Source organism: Rurimicrobium arvi, assembly GCF_039540495.1.
GTDB classification, from domain to species: Bacteria; Bacteroidota; Bacteroidia; order Chitinophagales; family Chitinophagaceae; genus Rurimicrobium; species Rurimicrobium arvi.
Genome location: NZ_BAABEZ010000022.1, coordinates 803,976 through 826,042, shown reverse-complemented (window position 1 = coordinate 826,042; position 22,067 = coordinate 803,976). Strand labels below are relative to the sequence as shown.

At 48.4% G+C, this 22,067-nt stretch carries 22 protein-coding genes and 2 tRNA genes; 8 read left to right on the top strand and 16 right to left on the bottom strand.

Translation table 11 applies throughout. The features are described from left to right. Nucleotides 1-79 precede the first annotated feature (79 nt). The 3 genes from rpsD (at nucleotide 80) to rplQ (ending at nucleotide 2,508) form a co-directional block, all read left to right on the top strand. Entirely contained in the window at nucleotides 80-685 is a 606-nt protein-coding gene (gene rpsD / locus ABD846_RS10350; protein WP_344826297.1) for a 30S ribosomal protein S4, read from the top strand. A 142-nt stretch (nucleotides 686-827) separates the two neighbouring features. Further along, complete coding sequence (locus ABD846_RS10345) at nucleotides 828-1,826, top strand: DNA-directed RNA polymerase subunit alpha (protein ID WP_344826294.1); 999 nt, start codon at nucleotides 828-830, stop codon at nucleotides 1,824-1,826. A gap of 157 nt (nucleotides 1,827-1,983) precedes the next feature. Then, nucleotides 1,984-2,508 (top strand): 50S ribosomal protein L17, encoded by a 525-nt coding sequence (gene rplQ / locus ABD846_RS10340; RefSeq protein ID WP_344826291.1) that lies wholly within the window; start codon nucleotides 1,984-1,986, stop codon nucleotides 2,506-2,508. Between the two features lie 241 nt (nucleotides 2,509-2,749). Here rplQ and ABD846_RS10335 read toward each other — a convergent pair whose 3' ends face one another. The 4 genes from ABD846_RS10335 to ABD846_RS10320 form a co-directional block, all read right to left on the bottom strand. Further along, entirely contained in the window at nucleotides 2,750-3,322 is a 573-nt protein-coding gene (locus ABD846_RS10335; RefSeq protein ID WP_344826289.1) for a hypothetical protein, read from the bottom strand. Nucleotides 3,323-3,436: 114 nt separating this feature from the next. Then, nucleotides 3,437-3,847 carry a DUF4783 domain-containing protein gene (locus ABD846_RS10330; protein WP_344826287.1) on the bottom strand — a complete coding sequence of 137 codons (411 nt, stop codon included), beginning with the start codon at nucleotides 3,845-3,847 and terminating at the stop codon, nucleotides 3,437-3,439. A gap of 570 nt (nucleotides 3,848-4,417) precedes the next feature. Beyond that, nucleotides 4,418-5,590, bottom strand: a complete 1,173-nt coding sequence (locus tag ABD846_RS10325; protein WP_344826285.1) for a trans-sulfuration enzyme family protein — start codon at nucleotides 5,588-5,590, stop codon at nucleotides 4,418-4,420. Between the two features lie 32 nt (nucleotides 5,591-5,622). Further along, nucleotides 5,623-6,045: an OsmC family protein gene (locus ABD846_RS10320; protein WP_344826283.1), complete on the bottom strand. Its 423-nt coding sequence runs from the start codon at nucleotides 6,043-6,045 to the stop codon at nucleotides 5,623-5,625. Nucleotides 6,046-6,111: 66 nt separating this feature from the next. Between ABD846_RS10320 and ABD846_RS10315 the strand changes: the two genes are divergently transcribed. After that, on the top strand, nucleotides 6,112-7,128 hold the full coding sequence (locus ABD846_RS10315; RefSeq protein ID WP_344826280.1) for a homoserine O-acetyltransferase family protein: 1,017 nt from the start codon (nucleotides 6,112-6,114) through the stop codon (nucleotides 7,126-7,128). 62 nt (nucleotides 7,129-7,190) lie between these two features. Here the strand turns inward: ABD846_RS10315 and ABD846_RS10310 are convergent, their stop codons facing one another. After that, entirely contained in the window at nucleotides 7,191-8,075 is an 885-nt protein-coding gene (locus tag ABD846_RS10310) for an NAD(P)H-binding protein (protein WP_344826277.1), read from the bottom strand. A 135-nt stretch (nucleotides 8,076-8,210) separates the two neighbouring features. On the opposite strand from ABD846_RS10310, the gene ABD846_RS10305 reads away from it, so the two are divergent. Then, nucleotides 8,211-8,579 (top strand): winged helix-turn-helix transcriptional regulator, encoded by a 369-nt coding sequence (locus ABD846_RS10305; RefSeq protein ID WP_344826274.1) that lies wholly within the window; start codon nucleotides 8,211-8,213, stop codon nucleotides 8,577-8,579. A 42-nt stretch (nucleotides 8,580-8,621) separates the two neighbouring features. Here ABD846_RS10305 and ABD846_RS10300 read toward each other — a convergent pair whose 3' ends face one another. The 11 genes from ABD846_RS10300 to ABD846_RS10250 all read right to left on the bottom strand — a co-directional run bounded on the left by ABD846_RS10300 (nucleotide 8,622) and on the right by ABD846_RS10250 (nucleotide 18,764). Continuing rightward, nucleotides 8,622-9,122 carry a hypothetical protein gene (locus ABD846_RS10300; protein WP_344826271.1) on the bottom strand — a complete coding sequence of 167 codons (501 nt, stop codon included), beginning with the start codon at nucleotides 9,120-9,122 and terminating at the stop codon, nucleotides 8,622-8,624. Nucleotides 9,123-9,139: 17 nt separating this feature from the next. Then, a complete protein-coding gene (locus ABD846_RS10295; protein ID WP_344826268.1) occupies nucleotides 9,140-10,225 on the bottom strand; it encodes an efflux RND transporter periplasmic adaptor subunit in 1,086 nt (361 codons plus the stop codon). Nucleotides 10,226-10,251: 26 nt separating this feature from the next. Then, nucleotides 10,252-13,476, bottom strand: coding sequence for an efflux RND transporter permease subunit (locus ABD846_RS10290; RefSeq protein WP_344826265.1), 3,225 nt, complete (start codon nucleotides 13,474-13,476; stop codon nucleotides 10,252-10,254). A gap of 57 nt (nucleotides 13,477-13,533) precedes the next feature. After that, nucleotides 13,534-14,910, bottom strand: a complete 1,377-nt coding sequence (locus ABD846_RS10285) for a TolC family protein (RefSeq protein WP_344826262.1) — start codon at nucleotides 14,908-14,910, stop codon at nucleotides 13,534-13,536. Between the two features lie 93 nt (nucleotides 14,911-15,003). Continuing rightward, entirely contained in the window at nucleotides 15,004-15,327 is a 324-nt protein-coding gene (locus ABD846_RS10280) for a hypothetical protein (protein WP_344826259.1), read from the bottom strand. Between the two features lie 244 nt (nucleotides 15,328-15,571). After that, nucleotides 15,572-15,643: transfer RNA gene (locus ABD846_RS10275), tRNA-Glu, on the bottom strand. A 70-nt stretch (nucleotides 15,644-15,713) separates the two neighbouring features. Then, a tRNA-Glu gene (locus ABD846_RS10270) sits at nucleotides 15,714-15,785 on the bottom strand. A gap of 66 nt (nucleotides 15,786-15,851) precedes the next feature. Next, the gene (gene tpiA, locus ABD846_RS10265) at nucleotides 15,852-16,622 is read right to left on the bottom strand and encodes a triose-phosphate isomerase (RefSeq protein ID WP_344826256.1); all 771 of its coding nucleotides are present in this window, start codon (nucleotides 16,620-16,622) and stop codon (nucleotides 15,852-15,854) included. Nucleotides 16,623-16,646: 24 nt separating this feature from the next. Beyond that, on the bottom strand, nucleotides 16,647-17,834 hold the full coding sequence (locus ABD846_RS10260) for a GlmU family protein (RefSeq protein WP_344826253.1): 1,188 nt from the start codon (nucleotides 17,832-17,834) through the stop codon (nucleotides 16,647-16,649). Nucleotides 17,835-17,900: 66 nt separating this feature from the next. Next, nucleotides 17,901-18,152, bottom strand: coding sequence for a type B 50S ribosomal protein L31 (locus ABD846_RS10255; protein ID WP_344826251.1), 252 nt, complete (start codon nucleotides 18,150-18,152; stop codon nucleotides 17,901-17,903). 87 nt (nucleotides 18,153-18,239) lie between these two features. Beyond that, nucleotides 18,240-18,764 carry a TlpA family protein disulfide reductase gene (locus ABD846_RS10250; protein ID WP_344826247.1) on the bottom strand — a complete coding sequence of 175 codons (525 nt, stop codon included), beginning with the start codon at nucleotides 18,762-18,764 and terminating at the stop codon, nucleotides 18,240-18,242. A gap of 145 nt (nucleotides 18,765-18,909) precedes the next feature. Between ABD846_RS10250 and ABD846_RS10245 the strand changes: the two genes are divergently transcribed. The 3 genes from ABD846_RS10245 to ABD846_RS10235 are packed head-to-tail and all read left to right on the top strand — an operon-like array spanning nucleotide 18,910 to nucleotide 21,822. Beyond that, nucleotides 18,910-20,034 (top strand): Re/Si-specific NAD(P)(+) transhydrogenase subunit alpha, encoded by a 1,125-nt coding sequence (locus ABD846_RS10245; RefSeq protein WP_344826244.1) that lies wholly within the window; start codon nucleotides 18,910-18,912, stop codon nucleotides 20,032-20,034. Nucleotides 20,035-20,045: 11 nt separating this feature from the next. Continuing rightward, nucleotides 20,046-20,369, top strand: coding sequence for an NAD(P) transhydrogenase subunit alpha part 2 (locus ABD846_RS10240; RefSeq protein ID WP_344826241.1), 324 nt, complete (start codon nucleotides 20,046-20,048; stop codon nucleotides 20,367-20,369). 22 nt (nucleotides 20,370-20,391) lie between these two features. Then, the gene (locus ABD846_RS10235; RefSeq protein WP_344826238.1) at nucleotides 20,392-21,822 is read left to right on the top strand and encodes an NAD(P)(+) transhydrogenase (Re/Si-specific) subunit beta; all 1,431 of its coding nucleotides are present in this window, start codon (nucleotides 20,392-20,394) and stop codon (nucleotides 21,820-21,822) included. Nucleotides 21,823-22,067: the final 245 nt, after the last annotated feature.

Here is a 22,067-nt window from a genome sequence, read left to right as displayed (position 1 = left end):
AAATATCCGGCCGTATCTGCTTTTACGATTTTTAGATGAAACGTCCGGCATTAATGCAAAAATCGACAAATAACTTACAATGGCACGTTATACAGGACCAAAAAACAGAATCTGCCGTAAATTCGGCGAGCCTATCCTGGGATCAGGCAAAAACCTGCAAAAGAAAAGCACACCTCCCGGTATGCACGGCGCAAGCAAAAAGCGCAAATCACAGTCTGAATACGCTATTCAGCTGAAAGAAAAACAAAAAGCGAAATACACTTACATGGTGTTGGAGAAACAATTCCGCAACACTTACGTGGAAGCTTCCCGCCTGAAAGGTGCTACCGGTGAAAACCTGGTAAAACTGCTGGAAAGCCGTCTGGACAACGTGATTTACCGTATGGGTATTTCTCCTACGCGTCCTGCTGCACGTCAGCTGGTTTCTCATAAACACATCACTGTTAACGGTGAAATCGTGAACATTCCTTCTTACCGCGTAAAACCGGGAGATGTGATCGGGCTGAAACCTAAGAGCAAAGTAAACACCGCTATCCTGAGCCTGATTCGTCCTAAAAACCCGAAAATCAGCTGGGTTGAGTTCAACGAAAAAGATCTTCAGGGAACTTATCTGGCAAACCCAGAGCGTGAAAGTGTTCCGGAAAATATCAAAGAGCAACTGATTGTAGAGTTGTACTCTAAATAATAAATACCCGTGAATGCTGCAAAGTGTTCACGGGTTTACTTCCCAGGCGCGTAAGCGGTCAATATTTGTTTTTTTTACAGATTTTTGTTATCTTTCGCCGCTAAAAAATTAAAAACGAACACTAAACAATAGCATTATCAATATGGCAATATTGAATTTTCAAAAACCAGATAAGATTGTTTTACAAAAAGCAACTGATTTTGAAGCGCAATTCGAGTTCCGTCCCCTGGAGCCCGGTTACGGCGTAACAATCGGAAACGCGCTGCGTCGCGTATTGCTGTCTTCTCTGGAAGGATACGCCATTACAACCATCAAGATCGCCGGTGCGGATCATGAGTTCGCTACCATCAAAGGTGTTCTGGAAGATGTAACAGAAATCATTCTGAACCTGAAGCAGGTGCGTTTCAAAAAAACAGCTGAGCAGGAAGTTCATTATGACAGATGCGAACTGAACATAAAAGGTGGTGAATTCACTGCCGGTATGATCGGTGAAGCATTGCCCAACTTCGAGGTGATGAACCCCGAACTGGTTATCTGCAGCATGGAGCCGGGTACAACATTCAATATTGAACTGACTATCGGTAAAGGTCGCGGTTATGTGCCTTCAGAAGAAAACCGTCCTAAAGACGGTGCACTGGGTATCATCGCTATCGACTCTATTTTCACGCCGATCAAAAACGTAAAATATACGATTGAAAATACCCGTGTGGAACAGCGTACGGATTTCGAAAAACTCATTATGGATGTAACCACTGATGGTACCATTCATCCTGAAGAAGCGGTTAAAGAAGCTTCCCGTATCCTGATCCAGCACCTCATGATCATCACAGACGAGAATATCTCTCTGGACAGCAAGAAAGAAGAGCGTGAACACGTGGTAGATGAAGAGACACTGCAACTGCGCAAAATCCTCAGCACTCCGCTGGAAGATCTGGAGCTGTCTGTTCGTGCATTCAACTGCCTGAAAGCCGCTAAAATCAATTCTCTGAGCGAACTGGTGAATTATACCCAGGACGAACTGATGAAGTTCCGCAATTTCGGTCAGAAATCACTGTCTGAAATCGAGCAGGTGCTGCACGAGCGCGGATTACATTTCGGAATGGATATCAGCCGCCTGAAAAGCCTTTCTAAAGATTTCTAGTAAGTAACCGAATACTTCCGGTGCGTGTCCCGCGCACCGGAGTTTTTATAACAACGTGTACCCGGTGATACGGGAGGGATGCACAGCACCATCCGTAATTCTTTGACACGGTGCGGAAGGTACGGCCGGAAGGTCTTTTTTAAAAATTATTGTCACAATGCGTCACGGAGACAAAATCAACAACCTGGGTAGAAAAACGGCTCACCGCCACGCCCTGATGAGCAACCTTACTAAAAGCCTCATCGAACACAAACGTATCGTCACTACTTTGGCAAAGGCAAAAGCACTGCGCGTATATGCAGAGCCGCTGATCACCCGCTCTAAAGTAGATAACACACACAACCGTCGTATCGTATTCTCTTACCTGCAAAGCAAAGAGGCCGTTAAAGAACTGTTCGGTGTTATCAGTGACAAAGTTGCCAGCCGTCCCGGCGGTTATACCCGTATCATCAAACTGCCTCGCCGTATGGGTGATGCTGCTGATATGGCTATGATTGAACTGGTAGACTTCAACGAAATTTATGTAAAAGGCGGAAAAGCTGCTGACGCTAAGAAAACACGTCGTAGCCGCCGTTCTACAGCTAAAGCAACTACTGCACCTGCTGCTGAAGAAACAGTAAGCACTGCAACAGAAGCGCCTGCTGCTTCAACTGAAGAAACCTCAGCTGAAGAAAATGCGTAAGCTATTAAGAAGTTGTTTTTAAAAAAGGCGCCCAAACGGGCGCCTTTTTTAATGATATGCTGCTTCTGCCGGAAAATTGTTTGTTGACCCAATAACCTCCCGGAGATCAGTTGCTGCTTTACAGGCGTGTATGCGGCCTTTTGAGGCGTTTATATGGAGAAATGCCTCAGAGTCTCCGATAAGGCAAAAAAATAGCGGGCATTCTTAAAAGAATGCCCGCTATGGTATATTGGGGAATAGCTTAATTCGCCAGAATCATTTCGTATTGCAGCGACGCTTTACAATTCAGAGGTACAGTAACCGCGCGACGTGTATTGCCATAGAAACGGTAGCGGATACTGTCGCATTTGAAATAAGACGCCAGGTTCGGGTCATACCATGTGGGAAGACTCAATGTGTAGGCGGCAGTGTCAACGATATCGTTTGCAACAGCAATACGCAGGAGATTACCATTTGCTGCAGAAGAGATACACAGGTTGGCCATATGGAAGTTGCGGAAATTGTTGTTTGCATCTGCAGTTGCTGAAGTAAGGATACAGGATTTCAATTTCACGGATTGAATGCTGTTGAGCGTATAGTCCTTATTGAAGCTTTTCACGAAGCTGTCCATGTTGATCATAAAATCAAACCCCTGGATGTTATCGTATTCTCCGGCTGCAGGAATGAGCGGCACCTGGAAGGACAGGTCGGCCACCAAAGCCTGCGTAGATTCAGACTTATTGTAGTTGCCTTTGTCTTTGTTACAAGCTGTAGAAAGAGACAATATACCCAAAGTGGTGACAGCAACAAAAAGGCCGATAATGGTTTTTTTCATAAGTATGGAATACTAGCGTTGTTAATGCACTGGCTTCAAAGTTAATGTTGCAGAATAACTTTTCAAAGCACTTACTGAAAAAAAGGTTAAAAAAACGAAACGCTTGCGGAGCAGCTATTTTACGATTTTTAGTTCTTCGATAAAGAATTTGCCGGACCGTTCTTTCACATAGAAGTATAGCTTGAACGTACCGCTCTCTGTAAGTGCCGATCCGAGGATATAGCGGCCATCACCCAAAGGCGTCGACCCGGTATAATCTACCTTAAACGACTTCGGTTTGTGCTTTTCGTAAAAATCATTCAGAATAAGCAGCGCGTGCCCGCGCGTAAGCGTGCTGTGTGTGTTGATGTAAGTAAACTCAACGGTGTTATCGAAAAACGTGGAAATCTCTTTTGTATCCAAAGCGTTGATCGAAGAGTGGATGTTTTGAATCAGCCCATTCATACTCTGCTCCGGCATATGCGCTGCAACCGGTGAGCACCGGAAAAGCAGCATAAGCATCGTGTAGAGTAATCGCTTCTTCATGTATAGCATTACTTTAGCCAAAAGCGTGCCACATTTTACAAGCTTACCAAAAAACTTTGCAAAAATACATTTGCATCAATTGTATATCAAAGCTGGTTTATAGGTTGATATTTTATAAGTTGATGATCAACAATGGTTTATTTTGATTATCATCTACGCAGTGATGCTGCCCGTGCGCTGCCAAAAAAGTAATATGGTGATTATAAAGTTATTCACAATGCATTTTCGTAAACTTATCGCACATTTTGCAAAGTAAAAAAAACAGGTTTAGCCCTGAACACGGCTTGGTCATGTTATAGGGATTACACACCTTATTCCGCTTAACGGAATTTACGAAAGCTACCGGCGCATGTTTACCCAAAAAATATCATGCGCCGGGGAATTCATTTTCGGGGGAGACAGTCGCGCTCCGGCTGTGTGATTCCTGCTCTCCGCTTAAACCGGAGGCTTGAACAACTGCTGAGGAGAGGGTACTTTTTCAGGCGTGGCCAGCGAGCTGCGGCATCACCGGGTTTATGCCTTCGATGTGCAATCCCGTTTTTGAGCTTTTTGATACGGCAGGACTTTTCTTTATAATGCACTTTGTTCCAGCGCCTGTACGATATCCGCCAGTATATCTTCTTTTGCTTCCAGTCCCGCGCTGATGCGTATAAGTCCCGGCGTGATACCCACAGCCAAACGCTCATTTTCGCTGAGTTTCGCATGCGTGGTGCTTGCCGGATGTGATGCAATGCTGCGTGTGTCGCCCAGATTGGCGGTCAGCGACAAGAGCTGAAGTGCGTCCAGAAAACGTCTGCCGCTTTCCGATCCGCCTTTTAGCTCGAAGCATACGATCCCGCCTCCGTTTTTCATTTGCTTTAGGGCAATATCATACTTGGGATGACTTTTCAGGAATGGGTATTTCAACGATGCGATAGCAGGATGTTGTTCGAGTGATTGTGCGAGGAACAGTGCATTGGATGCATGACGCTCCATACGCACGTCGAGTGTTTCAAGGCTTTTGCTCAGCACCCATGCATTAAAAGGCGATAATGCAGGTCCGGTGCTTCGGGCAAATGCGTAAATTTCTTTTATCAACTCTTTCCTGCCCACAATCACACCTCCCAGCACACGACCTTGTCCATCCAACCATTTTGTAGCGGAATGAACCACGAGGTCTGCTCCCAGTTCAAGAGGTGTCTGTACAACCGGCGTGGCGAAGCAGTTATCTACATTCAGCAAAACGCCATGTCGCTTTGCAACTCTGGCGATCATCCCGATATCCAGTATGTCCAGTCCGGGATTGGTCGGGCTTTCCAGGTAAATCATTCTGGTATTCGGACGTATTGCCTGCTCCCATTCCGCTTCTGAAGCGCCGGCAGGTATATAAGAAGCATCTATCCCGTATTTGGGAAGATATTTTGTAATGACCGTATGGGTGCTTCCGAAGATTGCATCGCAGGACAACAGGTGATCCCCTTGTTTGAGCAATGCCATGATCGATGCAAAGATCGAGCTCATACCGCTTGCCGTTGCGTACCCTGCTTCCGCGCCTTCGAGGGCCACCATTTTATCCGTAAATTCCTGTACGGATGGATTGCTGAAGCGGCTGTAAATATTATCGTCCGTTTCGTCTGCAAAGGCTGCACGCATTTCTTCGGCACCGTCAAAACAAAAACTGCTGGTGAGAAAGAGGGGAGTACTGTGTTCCATCTCTGCGGTACGGGGCGTCTGGATGCGAATGGCACGTGTGATTTTCTGCATGATATTTCCGGTAGTTATGGTATCTCTGACAATTATCCTTTATGTTCTGCTTTCCATTCGATAACGCAGCCGGCTGCACGTAAAGTTGCCGCAACGGAACAGTATTTATCTATCGAAAGAGCACAGGCCTTATGCGCCTTATCCATATCCACATTACCACCGAAACGGAATGTGATGTGCACATATGTCCACAATGCGGGTTCTTTATCTTTCTCGCGCTCCGCCTCTATGATCATCTCAATATCTCCGATCTCCTGACGTTGCTTCTGCAATATCGAAACAAGATCTATTCCGCTGCATCCGCCCATGCTCATCAGCATAGCCTGCATAGGTCGTACACCACTGTTATTGCCGCCGATCGTTGCCGCCGCATCCATGCGCATAGTATGCCCTTCAGCGTCTTTCGCCTCAAAAGCGAATGCATTATCTGCTCTGTGTAATTCCAGACGAACCATTAAAAAGTATTTCCTGCAAATGTAATCGATTCATGTCCTTACTTTGCCCTCAATTGAAAGGATGCTATGGCTTTATTGCATTACACGGAAGGTCTTACGCTGGAAAGCGGTATTCATCTGTCCCATCTGGACATTGCCTATACCACTTACGGGCATTTTACTGCCGGAACCAGCAAGGTTGTATGGATATGTCATGCACTCACTGCTGATTCGGATCCCGCGGAATGGTGGAAAGGACTGGTGGGTGAGGACTATCTGATCAATCCGGACACCTACTTTATCGTGTGTGCAAACATCCTGGGTTCCTGTTACGGAACAACAGGACCGCTGAGCAATAACCCCGCAACCGGAAATCCCTATTATTCCGACTTTCCGGCTTATACGATCCGCGATATGGTGCGGGCACATCAGATATTATGCCGCCATTTAGGGATACAGGAGATTTACCTGCTGGCCGGTGGTAGTATGGGAGGATATCAGGCGCTGGAATGGTGTATGATGGAACCAGAGCTCATCAAAAGGGTATTCCTGATTGCCACGTCTCCGGCAGAGAGTGCATGGGGAATCGCGATACACACGGCGCAACGCCTTGCTATAGAAGCAGACCCCGGTTGGAAAGAGCATCATGCAGCGGCCGGAGCAAACGGTCTCAAAGCGGCAAGAGCTATCGGGATGCTTACCTATCGGGATTATGCGGCATTTCTGGCATCGCAGTCAGACCCGGATACAGAGAAGACGGATGGTTTCCGGGCTGAATCCTATATCATTTACCAGGGAGAAAAGCTGGTGCGTCGTTTTCATGCATACAGTTACTGGTTGCTGACAAAAGCTATGGACAGCCATCAGCTGGCGCGCGGCCGCAATGTAACGCCGGAGCAGGCGCTTCAACTGATACGTCAGCCGGTGTTGGTCATCGGCATTACCAGCGATATGCTTTGCCCGCTACGGGAACAGCGGTATATGAAAGAACATATCCCGGATGCGAAGCTGATCGAGATTGATTCTTTATTCGGTCATGACGGATTCCTGATTGAGACCGCGCAGATCAGCCATCATCTCGGTGAATGGCTGCGCAATAACTAAACATGTACGATAAGACGAAAATAAGGGAAGACGCTGGTCTTCCCTTATCTGCAAAAGTTGTTTTAAGCTGAGAAGTGCGAAGCAAATTCCTGTGCATACGCTTCCAGTTTCGTTGCGCCTTGGAGTGGCTTTCCGGAATCGTTGAAGTGCTGCTGTATAGAGCCATTGCGTAACCCCGCTCCCATTTCCGTGTACAGAGCGGCAATCTCTTCAGGCAGACCGGCCTGCGTCATTCCTCCCATCGATTGCTCATCAGTGAACTGCACCCAGGGAAGTTCCGGTTTGCCGATAGCAGCACCGATCAGGCGGGCGTAATCATCTGCACTGCGCAGATCGCTTACGATATACTGCACATCTTTCCCATTTCCGGGTTGCACCAGCGCCTCAGCTGCGGATGCTGCGATATCTTTAGGGTGTACGAAGGGGATCAGCGTAGATGCCGGGTAGTTGGCGCCTACAATACCCGCAGTTTTGATCAGTGGAATATCGTTATGACTGTTCGTGTAGAAATAGCCCGCACGCAGAAAAGTTACGTTTACATCTTTGAGTTGCCCGTACAAACCTTCGATCTGGTGAAGACCGGCAATAGGACCATTGCCGCCGGCCTTGTCCGCTCCAATGCTGCTGAGCATAACCACTCTTTTCACATTTGCGGCACCGATTGCCTGTGCAAAGGCTTTTCCCGCAGCCACAGTACCGGCAATAATATCCGATCCGCCCATATTAGGAGGGGTCATGGCAAATACGGCGTCTGCTCCGGTAAAGCTCCGGGTGAGAAAGTCAGCATCTGTCACAGAACCAACCGCGGCTTTGGCGCCTGCCTGTTCGATTGCTGCGCTGCGTTCGGCATTGCTGGTGACAACCGTTACATGATGGCCTGCTGCTGTAAGTTGCGGTACGAGATGGCGGCCGATGTTCCCCAGGGAACCTGTAATTGTAATGTTCATTGTTTTGGAATTTTTAGAACACAAAGGTATTTTTGTACTTACTTTTATACAAGTACTTACCCTAAAGTAGGTATAAGTTGTGAGAGCAGTATCTCCGGAATTACTTCAATTTTGAATTTGTATACCTGACTTTTTATGACAGCAATCAAACCGAGTTCCACTATCCAGGAAAATAAGCAGCAGCTGCTTGGACTATGCCCTGTGACGTATCTTATGGAGCGTATAGGAGCGTACTGGAAGCCTATCATCCTGTATCACCTTTTCACCGGAGATAAGCGGTACAGCGAATTGCGCCGCGCTGTTCCGGCCATTACGGAAAAAGTACTGATCCAGCAATTAAAGCAACTGGAGGCGGACGGACTTGTTACGAGGAAAGCGTTGCCTGTAGTGCCACCGCATGTCAGTTATGCACTTACCCGTTCCGGAAGGGGTTTAATGCCGGTGATCGAAGCGATGGCGCAATGGTCTTTCCAGGAGCAGGCGGGCTTATTCAAAGAGTCTTAACGCAGCGGCGCCGGGACGACGGTTCGTGTCCGGCGGGTGAGCCTAATAGGGGACATTGATCTCGAAGCCGCCAACCACTACGCGTGTCTGTGCGCCGTTAAAAGAACCCGACAGGGCTACCTCGAATGTACCGGTTATACTCTGACTGTCGATGGCGCTGATGATGATCTGACCGCTTACCAGACTGTCGGGGTAGAAATCGTAATAATCCGTAGTCTCGCTCAATGCTATGTTGTGTATTGACGGATTTTTATAGATTCCGGTATCTGTAACGTTCGGCAGGTACAGGTTGAAATGCTCATTGTGGTATCCGTCGGCCTGAAGTGTGGCCGTTCGCGTCATCGGGTCATAATTGCCGTTTATGGTTTGCATATTTATAGGGTATACATCTTCTGAAAATTTTACATTCAGGAACGATCCCCGGTGAATCGATTTATCCTTTTTGCAGGAAGCAATTCCGGCCGTCGCAATGAGAACGAGCAGTACAACATATAGCTGACGGGGTGCAATTTTCAGGAATAACGGATGAAAGCTGGTTTTCATAATCTTAAGGTTTTCGGTTAATGTATCGGTTCATTTTCTTTGATGTCGTCTGTGGGATGCAGCATAACCGGTATGCCTCCGGACAGCTGACCAAATATTTCGGAGGAGTCGCCTTTTCTCAATCCTTCCCGCACATCCACGAGATGCGCCTTTCCGTTTTTTTCGGTTACAACGTACATGCGCTCCGTGGAGCGTACAATGGCGGATGACGGGACGATCAGCGATTGGGTGGGAGAGGATAAGGGAATATCTACTTCGGCATACATCCCTGCTTTCAAAAGCTGCTGTGCGTTGGGCACGTCGATTTCTATTGCTTCCGAACGCTCACTGCCGAGGGCCTTTGCCATGCGGCTGATCTGGGCGGTAAAGGTTTTTCCTGTAAGCGCATTGAATGAAAAGCTGACCGGATGTTTTGAATCGATCTTGTCGACATAATCTTCCGGTATCATCACTTCCAGTCTTAGTTTGCCGGAAGCCTCCAGGATAAACATCGGGGGATCGCTGGCTTTGTTACCGCCTACGAGCGCTCCTTCAGATACATTGCGTTGCACGATGATCCCGTCAAACGGTGCCGTAATGGTCAGGTATTTATTGATGCTCCCGGAAGAGAACAGGTTTGCTTTCTCTGACTGTACGGCTGCCTCGTCGGCTTTCATACGCGCTTGGGCCATGTCCAGCTCCAATGGAGCTACGGCTCCGGGTTCTTTTGCGGCCTCCTTCAGCCGGGTATACCGCTCCCGGCTTGCGGCGGCTGTTTGCTGAATCTGGTCGTATTTGGACATGGCTGTTTGCAACTGGGATTCTATTTCCGGCGCTTCCAGTTTGGCCAGCACCTGTCCCTTATGTACAAAGTCGCCTCGATCGACGAGCAGTTGTTTTACAAACCCGCTGACCTTTGGGAAAATACTTACCTGCTCATAGGGTTTTAACTGACCGGGAAGTTTCACCGAAGCCGCGAAAGAACCACAACAGATGCGGCCCAGCTGTGCTGTTCCTGTGGATTTTTTTTGCTTGCTGGAAGTTAAGTCGGCAGGGTGCTGCTCCACGGAGCAGGCTTCTGTAAGAGAGGTGAAGATCAGTATTAATGGAATGAGATATTTCATGAGTTTGCTACTGTTTTTTTGAATGGTTAATGCTGTTGTTCATTTTCCGGCATCAGTGATGGGGATGTATAGGTGGTTTTGCGCTGCACCAGGGCAAAAACCTGCGGCAGAATAAATAAGGCTGCTAAGGTGGACGCAGCGAGTCCTCCGATCACCGCACGGCCTAACGGAGCACTCTGTTCTCCGGCTTCCCCCATACCGGACGCCATCGGTATCATCCCTGCTATCATCGCCAGACTTGTCATCAATATCGGGCGCAGACGGATGGAAGCGCTGGTAATTGCCGCTCTTGCAGCATCACGATACTCCAGACGCAGTTTTTCTGCATTGGTGACGATCAGTATCGCATTGGCGACAGACACGCCGGTGGACATAATCATACCCATGTATGATTGCAGGTTCAGTGTGGAGCCGGTAAGCAGCAAGGCGATGAGTGATCCGGCGATTACTGCGGGAACGGTGCTGAGTACGGTAAGCGAGAGTTTGAAGGACTGGTAGTTCGCTGCAAGCAGCAGGAATATCACGAGGATCGCAAACAGCAATCCTTTCTGCAGGCTTCCGAGTGTTTCGGTGAGCAGACTCGACATTCCGCGAACTTCTGTAATGGTGCCTCTAGGAGGTGTTCCGGCTGCTTTTACTGCTTTCTGCACCGCTGCAGTAGCAGTGCCCAGATCTTTTTTGAATATATTGGCGCAGACCGTCAGGTACCTGCGTGGCCCCGACCGGTCGTATTCTCCCGGTACATAGTCCGTGGTAAATTGCGCAACGTCTCCCAGTACCGGAGTGCTTTGTCCTTTTACCAGCGGTATCTCACGCAGCTCGTTCAGGTTGTTCATCACATACTCCGGTACCTGCACCTGCACCTGGTAAGTGTAAGCTTTAGCCTCATCCAGCCATTGATTTTTTTCCGTAAAGCGGCTTGATGAAGTACTTGCGGTAACCGAGCGGGCAATATCCTGGATGTTCAACCCCAGTTGTGCCGCTTTGATCCTGTCTATGCTGATCGCGATAACGGGTACCCTGAGCGGTTGGGCTATCTGCACATCGCGCAGATAAGGTATTTTTAAAAGCTGCTGTTCGAGTTTGCCAGCAAATGACTCGATATCGTGCTGGTCTTTTCCCGCCACCCTGATTTCTATAGGTGAAGTCGCACCCTGGCTCATGATCTTTTCAGTCATGTCTATGGGTTCGAAGGATACGCGCAGGGACGGTAGTGAGTAAGCAATATTTTTACGCAACATATCTTTTAGCTCATCCATGTTTACTTTGTAATCTTCTTTCAGATTTACCTGGATGATCGCTTCGTTGGTTCCTGTATTGAACAGGTAGAGATTGCTGGTTCCGTAGCTGGAAGGAATCAGTCCTATGTAGGCGGAGCTGATCGCAACACTGTTATCCACCGTAGCGCTGATGATCTGAAGTACTTTTTGAGTGGCCGTTTCCGTGCGCTCAAGACGGGTACCCTCCGGCGCTTTGATGCGGATCTGAAACTGCCCGTTATTGATGCGGGGCATCATGTCTTTTCCGATAAAAATGAATTGGAAACCGGCCAATAATAAAACGATGATCAGATAACCAGCCACGGTTATTTTGCTGCTGCTCATGATTTTTGTGAGCAGCCGGGTATAACCTGTTTTCACACGTTCGAACATGTCGTTCTGCCCGGGAAAATCCTTTTCCTGCTCGGCATGGCGTGTAACCTGTTCTTCTTCGTTTTTGTCTAAAGCCTCGCCCGCATGGGCATGCACGCGGCCATGTTCATAGTGCTGATAGCGATCGGGTTTAATCATCCAGTTGGCAAGAATGGGAACCAATGTTTGTGCCGTAATAAAGGACACGATCATCGTAAAACCTATGGAAAGCGACAGGGGCAGGAACATCGCTTTGGGCACACCGGTCATTAAAAATGAAGGAGCGAACACCGCGAGGATACACAGTAGTATCAGCAGCAATGGGAAGAAGATTTCGGTACAGGCATCATAGATCGCCTGCCGTTTTGTTTTTCCCATTTCAAGATGCTGATGAATATTCTCTATCGTAACCGTAGCCTGATCGACAAGAATACCTATTGCCAGAGCCAGTCCGCTTAAGGTCATGATATTGATCGTCTGGCCCGCCAGGCTGAGCATTAGTATGCCGGTTAAAATAGATACGGGTATGGTGATAACCACAATAAGGCTGCTGCGCAGATCCCGCAGAAAGAAAAGCACCATAAGGCCGGTCAGCAATGCTCCCAGGGCTCCTTCGGTAACGAGGCTTTTTACCGAATTGATCACTGCTACGGACTGATCGAATTCATAGGAAATTTTCACATCGGCAGGGAGTAGCGTCTGTATATCCGGTATTTGTTTCTTCAGGTTTTTCACGACCTCCCAGGTTGATGCATCTGCGGTCTTCACGACAGGAAGATATACGGAACGCTTACCATTGATCAATGCATAATCGACCGTAATGTCCGCCGCATCCGCCACGCGGGCAACATCCCTTACCAGCACCGTAACGCCGTTCCTGTTGACCACGGGTATATTTCCGAATTCGTCTACGCTTTTGATCAGGGTATTAGTGGTGGTAATGTACATGGTGTTGTCCATCCGCAGGTTGCCGGAAGGAGACATGACATTGAATTTTGCAAGCGCGGTAACAACCTCGTCTGCAGTGATTCCATAGCTACGGAGTTTTGCCGGGTCAACGCTAATCGTGATTGACCGAGAGTTGGCGCCGAAAGGAGGAGGCGCGGAAAGTCCGGGTATGGTGGAAAAGGTAGGGCGTACACGTGTGGCGGCCAGGTCGTAGATTTCTTTAAGGCTGCGTGTGGGACTGGATAAGACAAGCTGGCCTACCGGCAGTGAAGATGCATCGAAGCGCACAACCTGCGGCGGTAATGCACCCGGAGGGAAAAATTTCATCGCCCTGTTTACCTGCAGCGCCACCTGCGCCGAGGCTTCCGCCATGTTCGTATTTTCATAGAAGGTCATTTTGAGCATCGTCAGACCCTGTATGTTTTTTGTCGAGATGCTTTTTACTCCGTTCACGTACAGGAACTGGTCCTGAAGCCGCGTCGCAAAGAAGCCTTCCATCTGTTGCGGCGACATGCCGCCATACGACTCGATCACATATATTGTCGGCAGGTTGAGCTGCGGGAAGATATCAATAGGTATATTGAACAGAGTGATAACAGAGAACAGCAAAAGGCTGAACGCAATAACAATGACGGTAATGGGTCTTTTCAGAGCCCCCGAAACCATAGACATACTTGTGGATTTTTTAAATGATTTATGTACTGCTTCGCGTGGAATGCTGCGGGATCATTACAGCAGGTTAACTAACTCCTGCAGGCGCCCTTCCGTCACCACACGCTGAAGCAATGTTTCACTGTATTTATATCTGGCCAGGATTGCATCCGTTTCTGCCCGGTACAACAGGTTGATGGCGGCGTTCAACTCCAGTATGTCCGTAAGTCCGTTGCGGTATAGCGCCAGCTTCTGCCGGTACGCAGCATTCGCCGCTTCCAGTTGCAGGGGAATCAGCTGCAAACGTTGTATGCAGGTCGCGAGATCTGCATTAATACTATTGAGTTGCAGTGACAAGGCGCTCCTTTGTTCCTGCAGTTGTCTGGCTACATAGTCAGTGGTGGCTTTTTGTACCCTCAGCTGCAGCTGTTTTCTTTTCAGGTCGAAGATGTTGTATACGAAACCGACGCCTACCAGATAATTATTCCGCTCAAAGCCGAATCCTGTCGGCAGGGGGCGGAAGTCTCCTGTAGGGGTGAGGGATGACCCGCGGCTCCATGCAGCAGCATCAAGTGTGATTTTTGGGTTGTAACTCCGGCGCACCATAGACTCCCGGTTCAGGCTGTTTTTATAACTCAGTTCGAAGGGCAGTACAAAAGGATTATTTGCAGCGTCCGCCGACCAGTTGTCAATAGGTGGGAGTAGCTCAGGGAACTGACGTATTACAGCCGTATCCGCAATCAGGCGCCCCGTGTCCAGTCCGCTTAAGGCGCTTAATTGCAACTGGGTCCGTCTGAGCATATTGTGGAGGTCGATATAATTTAATGTAGCTTTCGAGAGTTCGGCTTCGGCAATGCTGGTGTCTACGCCGGCTCGCACTCCGGCTGTCGCAAGCGCTTCTATCGAGCGTTTGATTTCCTCATTACGGGCGATGTTGTTTACCTGTACGGTTAACAGCTCCTGAAGCTGGCAAAGCCGCAGGTAATTGTCTATTGTGGCTGCCTGTAATTTATAGCGCGAAAGGGAGAGCCTGGCCTGTTCTATCTCCATATCGGAGGAAGCGACATTCCGTTGTGCGGCGTATGCCCCGAAATTGCAGATCTCCCAGCTAAAGGCTGCGATGCCGAGATCAGTAAGCAGTGTGCTTGCATTGGCATCAGTTTGTACCCTGGAGTTCCCGGGGACAATTCCGTAGGAGAAATATCCGCCGGGCAGATTGTTATTGGTGCCGATATCGGCCTGGTAACTGAGCTTTAGTGAGGGCAACCAATTGTAGGCTGTCGCGTCTACCTGCGTCTGGCGTATACGGACAGCGGCAGCGTCTGTGAGCAGCGCGGGTGCATGACGCTCAACCTGAACCAGCAACTCTCTGAGTGAGACAGGTTGTTGCGAAAAGCAATGGGACGCATAAAATGCGAATGGAATGAAAGCGCAAAATCGCTTTATGGAATACATAGCAGATACTTAACGGTAATAATGACGGAAGCGGCGTTAAGAAAAACGCAGATCGGTTTTGCCGCGGACGATTCATCGCAGCTTCTGTCTTTATCAGACTGTTAGTTTCTGTTCTTTGAGATATATTTTACGTTCCGGAAGGATGCGGTAGTGAATATTCAGCAGGTGCCTTGCCGCTATAACACCGGATAATGCAATCTGTTTTTTCAGATATCCTTTGTTGATCGGATCTATTTTGGGGAGGGAAGCTTTTGCACGGATTGTCTTAACCAGTCCGGTAGCTCTGCTGACATAATATTTGCTGCGCGAGCGGGAGAAGGAGTTTGTTTCGTGGCGATGGTGATGAACGGTGTGTGCCGTCAGCGGACGCAGCGCTATCCGAAGCGTAGGCTTTATCGTAACCAATAAGGTTAGCAAAAAAAGCATGCATCTGAAAAGTCGGGTAGCTTTCACGAAGCCAAAATTATACTTATTGGGAATCGGGCATGAAAGTTTTTTGTTAAGCGTTAGGTAAACGCCGGGAATGCGCTGAACGCGCGGCTTTCATTACCTGACATCCTCCGCTGGTTGAGTGGCTTTGTATGTTGTTCGCCTGGGTTTATTTGTAAAGGAGCAATTCTATAAAACAAAAATCCCCGACTGAAGGCCGGGGATTTTTTTGTAGCACGTACGGGAATCGAACCCGTCATTCCTCCGTGAAAGGGAGGCGTCTTAACCGATTGACCAACGCGCCGTTCGCCGTTAAAGGCAAATGCAATCAATCTTTCAAAGCAAATCCCCAACAAAAAGTTGGGGATTTTTAGTAGCACGTACGGGAATCGAACCCGTCATTCCTCCGTGAAAGGGAGGCGTCTTAACCGATTGACCAACGCGCCATTTCCCGTTTGGGAGTGCAAAGATAATCAACCTTTTGTTCCCTCCAAATTTTTTCGGAAAAATATTTAGCGTGTGCTGACCATCGCACGGATGATGCCCAGGAAATCGTCGGCCAGTAAAGAGGCTCCGCCAATGAGTCCGCCATCCACGTCCGGACAGGAGAACAACTCCACCGCGTTGGATGCCTTACAGCTGCCGCCATACAGAATGCTTGTCTGCTGGCTGATGCTTTCGCCATATTTCGCTGCAAGCACTCCCCGGATATGAGCATGCATGTCCTGCGCCTGCGCCGCACTTGCAGTACGACCTGTACCGATAGCCCAGATAGGTTCGTAAGCGATCGTTACCTGTGCCATTTGCTCAGCGCTGAGGTGGAAAATACTCTCGTTCAGTTGTTGCTCCACAAAAGCATTCTGAGTGTCTGCATCGCGGATGTCCAGCGATTCCCCGCAGCAGAATATTACATGCAGATTCGCAGCCAGTGCGGCATCCACTTTTTTCGCGAGCAACGCATTGTCTTCATGGTTGTACATACGGCGTTCGGAATGCCCGATGATCACAGACTGAACACCTGCCGCCTGCAGCATGCCGGCAGCAATTTCACCCGTATAAGCACCCGATGCCTGGTGGTGACAATTCTGTGCAGCCACGCCCACATTTGCTGTATCCTTTGTCTGTGCAACAGCCTGGCATAAATGCAGAAAAGGGGTTCCGAAAATAACCTGTTTTTGTGCAGAAAGTTCCGGAAGCTGCTCCAGTACCTGCTGTACGAGCGCCTGTCCCTCAGTAACGGTGAGGTTCATTTTCCAATTGCCGGCAACTATTTGTTTACGCATATCTTGGTGTGTTTTTGTGTGTTTTTAATGTGAATGTTTACGATGGTCGAATACATATTGCAGCATCGCTTTTTCGGCTTCGCTCATTGTTTTTCCGCGGCGCTCCATCATGCGTCCGGCAGTTTCCATCGCTTTATCGAACTGGTACACTTCGGTGCTGTCGCAGGCGCCCCAGCTGAATGAAGGAACAAACTTGTCTGGGAAGCCGCTTCCGAAAATATTTGCACTGACGCCCACTATAGTTCCTGTATTGAACATGGTATTGATCCCGCATTTAGAATGATCGCCCATCATCAGCCCGCAGAACTGAAGACCTGTATTGATCAGCTTATCCGCATCTTCGTCCCATATCTTTACGAGGTCGTAATTGTTTTTCAGGTTGCTGCAGTTGGAATCGGCGCCGAAGTTGCACCATTCGCCCACAACCGTATTGCCGAGAAATCCGTCATGGCCTTTATTGCTGTTGGCAAAGAATACCACATTGCTTACTTCACCGCCTACTTTACAACCGTCGCCGATAGTGGTGGGTCCGTATACTTTCGCGCCCATTTTCAGCACCGCATGTTTTCCCAGCGCAAACGGTCCTCTTACAAGGCTGCCGTCCATAATCTCTGCGTCTGCGGCAATGTAGATGGGGCCGGAAGAAGCGTTCAGGATACAGGGCGCAATTACCGCTCCCGGTTCGATAAATATCTGTCCGGAATTCACCGTCGTTACATACTCCGGAACAGGTGCAGAACTGCGGCCCTGCGTAAGTAATGCAAAGTCTTCACCGATTGCTTTTCCGTTCTGCCGGAATATATCCCACACCTGTTGCAGACAAGCAGCGGAGCCATCGTATACGACCATGTCGTTTGTCTGTGCAAAAACTTCGAATGACTCATACGGTTTTGTCCAGGACTCATCCGTGCATACGGCAACGATCATGGTGCCGGCTATAAGGGCTTGCCCGGCCTGTAATGATGAGACGGCTTTCCACAGCTGAGCATCTGCAAACACGGCTCCGTTCAGATAAAGACAGGCACCTGCTCCGGCATGCGGAAATACACCCTGCATATAATCCGGACACAAAGTGCTGGTGTCCGTCGCACAGAAATGTTCCCAACGTTCGCGCATGGTCATGATGCCGCAGCGGATATCTGCCACGGGACGGGTATGCGTGAACGGAAGCAGTTGCCTGCGCCAGTGAGGATCGAATAAAACGTAGTTCATTGTGCTTATAAAAAAAATCCCAACGAAAGTCGGGATTTAATAAATAACGGGAAAAAGAACCGTCGCTTAGGATTTCTTCGCGTAACGGTTTTTGAATTTCTCGATACGTCCTGCCGTGTCAACGAATACAGATTTACCGGTATAGAACGGGTGAGAAGTATTGGAGATCTCTATTTTGATAACCGGATACTCGTTACCGTCTTCCCATACGATCGTTTCTTTGGTGGCTGCTGTAGAGCGTGTCAGAAATGAAGTTTCATTAGACATGTCTTTGAATACTACAAGACGATAGCTTTCCGGATGGATACTTTTTTTCATTGCTAATAATTTGTTTTATGTATGGATTTTGCCATACTGTTTACGAAATCGTGTGCGAAGGTACGAATTTCTCTGCTGTTTGTTTGTTTATTTTAAATATTTTTTCAGTTCTTCAGCCGGTTCTTCGCCCATCTGGAATTTTTTGAGGATTTTTCCGTCGGGTCCTACCAGGAAAGCCTGCGGAATATAGCTCACACCGTAGATTTCCGCTGCCTTGGAATGCCAGCCACCCAGATCGCTCATGTGGTAAGGCCATGCCAGTCCGTCTTTTTGAATTGCCTGTACCCAGGCGTCTTTAGACTGATCGAGGGAAACGCTCACCACTGTGAATCCCTTTTTGGCATTTTTAAAAGTTTTGTCTTTAAAGTCATTATAGGTTTTTACCAGGCCCGGATTTGAGCGGCGGCAGGGGCCGCACCACGAAGCCCAGAAATCCAGGATGATATAGCGTCCTTTGTTGATTTCGGAAAGCGTAAGCTTCTGGTCGTTCGGGTCGTTGAAAACAAGTTCCGGAGCTTTTTGTCCTACCTGTATGGTTTCGTTGGAATACTGGGCCGAAACATGGAAGCAGGTAGCAGCAGTAAGGAACAGTACGGTCAGGAGTTTTTTCATTGTCGGTTGTCTGTTACAAGGTTTTAAGTCCGTAAATGTAAACAAAATTCACGCAGGACGATCAGACAACAGCTTTTTTCGAATGCTTGGAAACCACGATTTTTTATAATATCTTTCGTTTTTACAACCTAAAAGCAACAGCATAATGATTGTAGGTGTTTTAAAAGAACAGGCTCCGGAGACAAGGGTTTCGCTGGTCCCCGAAGTGGTGCAGGCGCTGCGTAAAATGAATATTACGGTATGGATGGAACCGGGGGCAGGTGCACAATCGTTTTATACAGATGCCGCTTATACAGATGCCGGCGCAGATTTGAAAGATGCCGCCGGTATCATTGAAGGTGCAGATATCCTTTTGTCTGTTCATCCCGAAAATCTGGATGAGATCCGTCGGGAAAACCTGGTTGTCATGGGCGTGTTTCAACCCCTGTTCAACGGGGCTCAGATGCGAGATTGGGCCAATCGTAAGTGGACGGTTTTTTCACTGGATACGATACCGCGCACCACACGCGCACAGAGTATGGATGTGTTGAGCTCCCAGGCAAATATCGCCGGTTATAAAGCTGTGTTGCTTGCCGCATACCAGTATGGTCGCTATATGCCGATGCTGATGACCGCTGCGGGCAGCATTCCTCCCGCCAAGGTGATGATATTGGGCGCGGGTGTGGCCGGATTGCAGGCGATTGCTACAGCACGCAGGCTCGGGGCGGTGGTGGAAGTGTTCGATACGCGGCCGGCAGTTAAAGAAGAAGTAGCGAGTCTCGGTGCTAAATTCATTGAAGTGGAAGGCGCAGCCGATGCTTCCGGAGCCGGTGGCTATGCTGTAGAGCAATCAGAAGCATTTCAGCAAAAGCAAAAAGAAAAGATCCACGAACATATCCGCAGGAATGACATCATTATCACCACCGCGCAGATTCCGGGACGTAAAGCTCCGGTGCTGATCACGCGGGAAATGATTGAGGATATGAGGGCGGGATCCGTGATCGTCGATCTGGCGTCTGCTACCGGAGGCAATACGGACCTGACAAAAGACCGTGAGACGGTGCAGCACAAAGGTGTTTCTATTATCGGCAATTCGGCACTTTCGGCTCAGATGCCGGCAGATGCCAGTCGCTTATATGCCAAGAACGTGCTGAACTTCATGAAACTCCTTATTGATGCAAACGGCGGACTGGTCCTGAATTTCGACGACGACCTTGTAAAGGGTACCTGTATTACGCACAACGGACAAATAACCAATGAACGCGTGGCTGCAACAATTGCTTCATCTTAAAAATTAATTTTATGGACTTTATAGAATCCCTGTTTTCCGATCCTGCAGCGTATCGCCTGCTTACGATCGTGATATTGTCAATATTTCTTGGTGTGGAGGTGATCGGCCGCGTCCCGTCGGTGCTGCATACCCCGCTGATGAGCGGAGCCAATGCAATTCATGGCGTCGTGATCATCGGTGCGATCATTGTTATGGGACAAGCTCCTCCCGACGATTATCTCGCCCTCATACTGGGCTTTCTTGCGGTGATCCTCGGTACGCTGAATGTGGTGGGAGGTTTTGTCGTAACAGATCGTATGCTCGAGATGTTCTCCAAAAAGAAAAACAACAAGTAATCTTTAAACTTCAACAGGCATTATGGATTTTCTTTCTAATTCCGGCGTTCCGCCTACGGACTGGGCCAATATCTTCCTGAATATCTGCTACCTGATCGGATCGGTCACGTTCATTCTCGGATTGAAAATGCTGTCTCATCCCGATTCGGCAAGAAAAGGTAATAAAGTCGCGGCCTTTGGTATGGGGCTGGCAATTGCGGCTACCATATTTTTATATAAAGACGATCACGGCTACCGTCTGGGTAATTACGGCTGGATTTTCGCAGGACTGGCAATCGGTACCGTATTAGGTACACTTGCAGCAAAGAAAGTACAGATGACCGCGATGCCGGAAATGGTGAGTCTGTTCAACGGAATGGGAGGGGCCTGTGCGATGCTGATTTCCGTAATCGAATACCATCATACGGAAAACCCTCCTACAGGTATGTTGCTGGTGATCGTTCTCGGTATGATCATCGGTACGGTTTCCTTTGCAGGAAGCATCATTGCCTGGGGTAAGCTGAACGGGAAAATAAAGGACAAGGTGATCCCCGGCGCGCAGGTTGTCAACTTTGTGTTGTGGGGAGTTCTTCTGGTGTCTGCTGTTGCGGTAATTGGCGGGTTCAGCCAGGAGCCATGGCTGTTTTACACGATTCTGGCAGTGGCAGCTGTTTATGGTGTGCTTTTTGTGATGCCTATCGGAGGGGCGGATATGCCTGTGGTCATTTCCCTGTTGAATTCTTTCACGGGCGTGGCGGCTGCTTTTGGAGGATTTCTGTACAATAATCCCGTAATGCTTACCGGGGGTATTCTGGTAGGTTCTGCCGGAACGATCCTCACCATGCTCATGTGCAAAGCGATGAACCGTTCTCTGAAAAACGTACTTGTGGGTGCATTCGGCGGTACAAAAGCAGGTCGACCTTCAGCGGCCGGTGAGCAGGGTAGCTATAAAGAAATATCACTGAACGACACCGCAACGCTTATGGCCTATGCAACCAAAGTATGTATCATTCCCGGTTATGGTCTGGCAGTGGCGCAGGCCCAGCATGTCTGCCATGAAATAGAAAAAATGCTAACCGAAAGAGGGGTGGAGGTCACTTACGGTATCCACCCGGTAGCAGGACGTATGCCGGGTCATATGAATGTATTGCTTGCAGAAGCGGATGTTTCCTATGATAAATTGCTGGAAATGGAGGATGCCAACGATCAGATGGCTTCTACGAATGTGGTGCTGATATTGGGTGCAAATGATGTTGTGAATCCCGCTGCGAAAGAAGATCCTTCCAGTCCCATTTATGGCATGCCGATCCTGGAGGTGGAAAAGGCCGATCATGTGATCGTGAATAAACGGAGTATGAAACCGGGCTATGCAGGTATTGAAAACGCTTTGTTTTTCCGTCCCAAAACATCCATGTTGTTTGGTGATGCAAAGAAAGTACTGCAGGAGCTCGCTTCAGAATTAAAGCAGATATAGTAAGATTTTTATTTGTGTGTAAAGGGTACGTGCGCTGCACGTGCCTTTTTTTATGATGATCCGATCCAAAAGCGCACAAAAAAAGCGGTCCTTAAGAATAAAGACCGCCTAACCAATAAACCGTATATAAAATGAAACTACTTATATCTAGCAAATACCGTGCCAAAGTCTGTATCTGTGATTCGATTAAAATATTTTTTTTGAATAAAATTAAAAAGCATTCAAAATAAAAAGGTCCCTAGGAA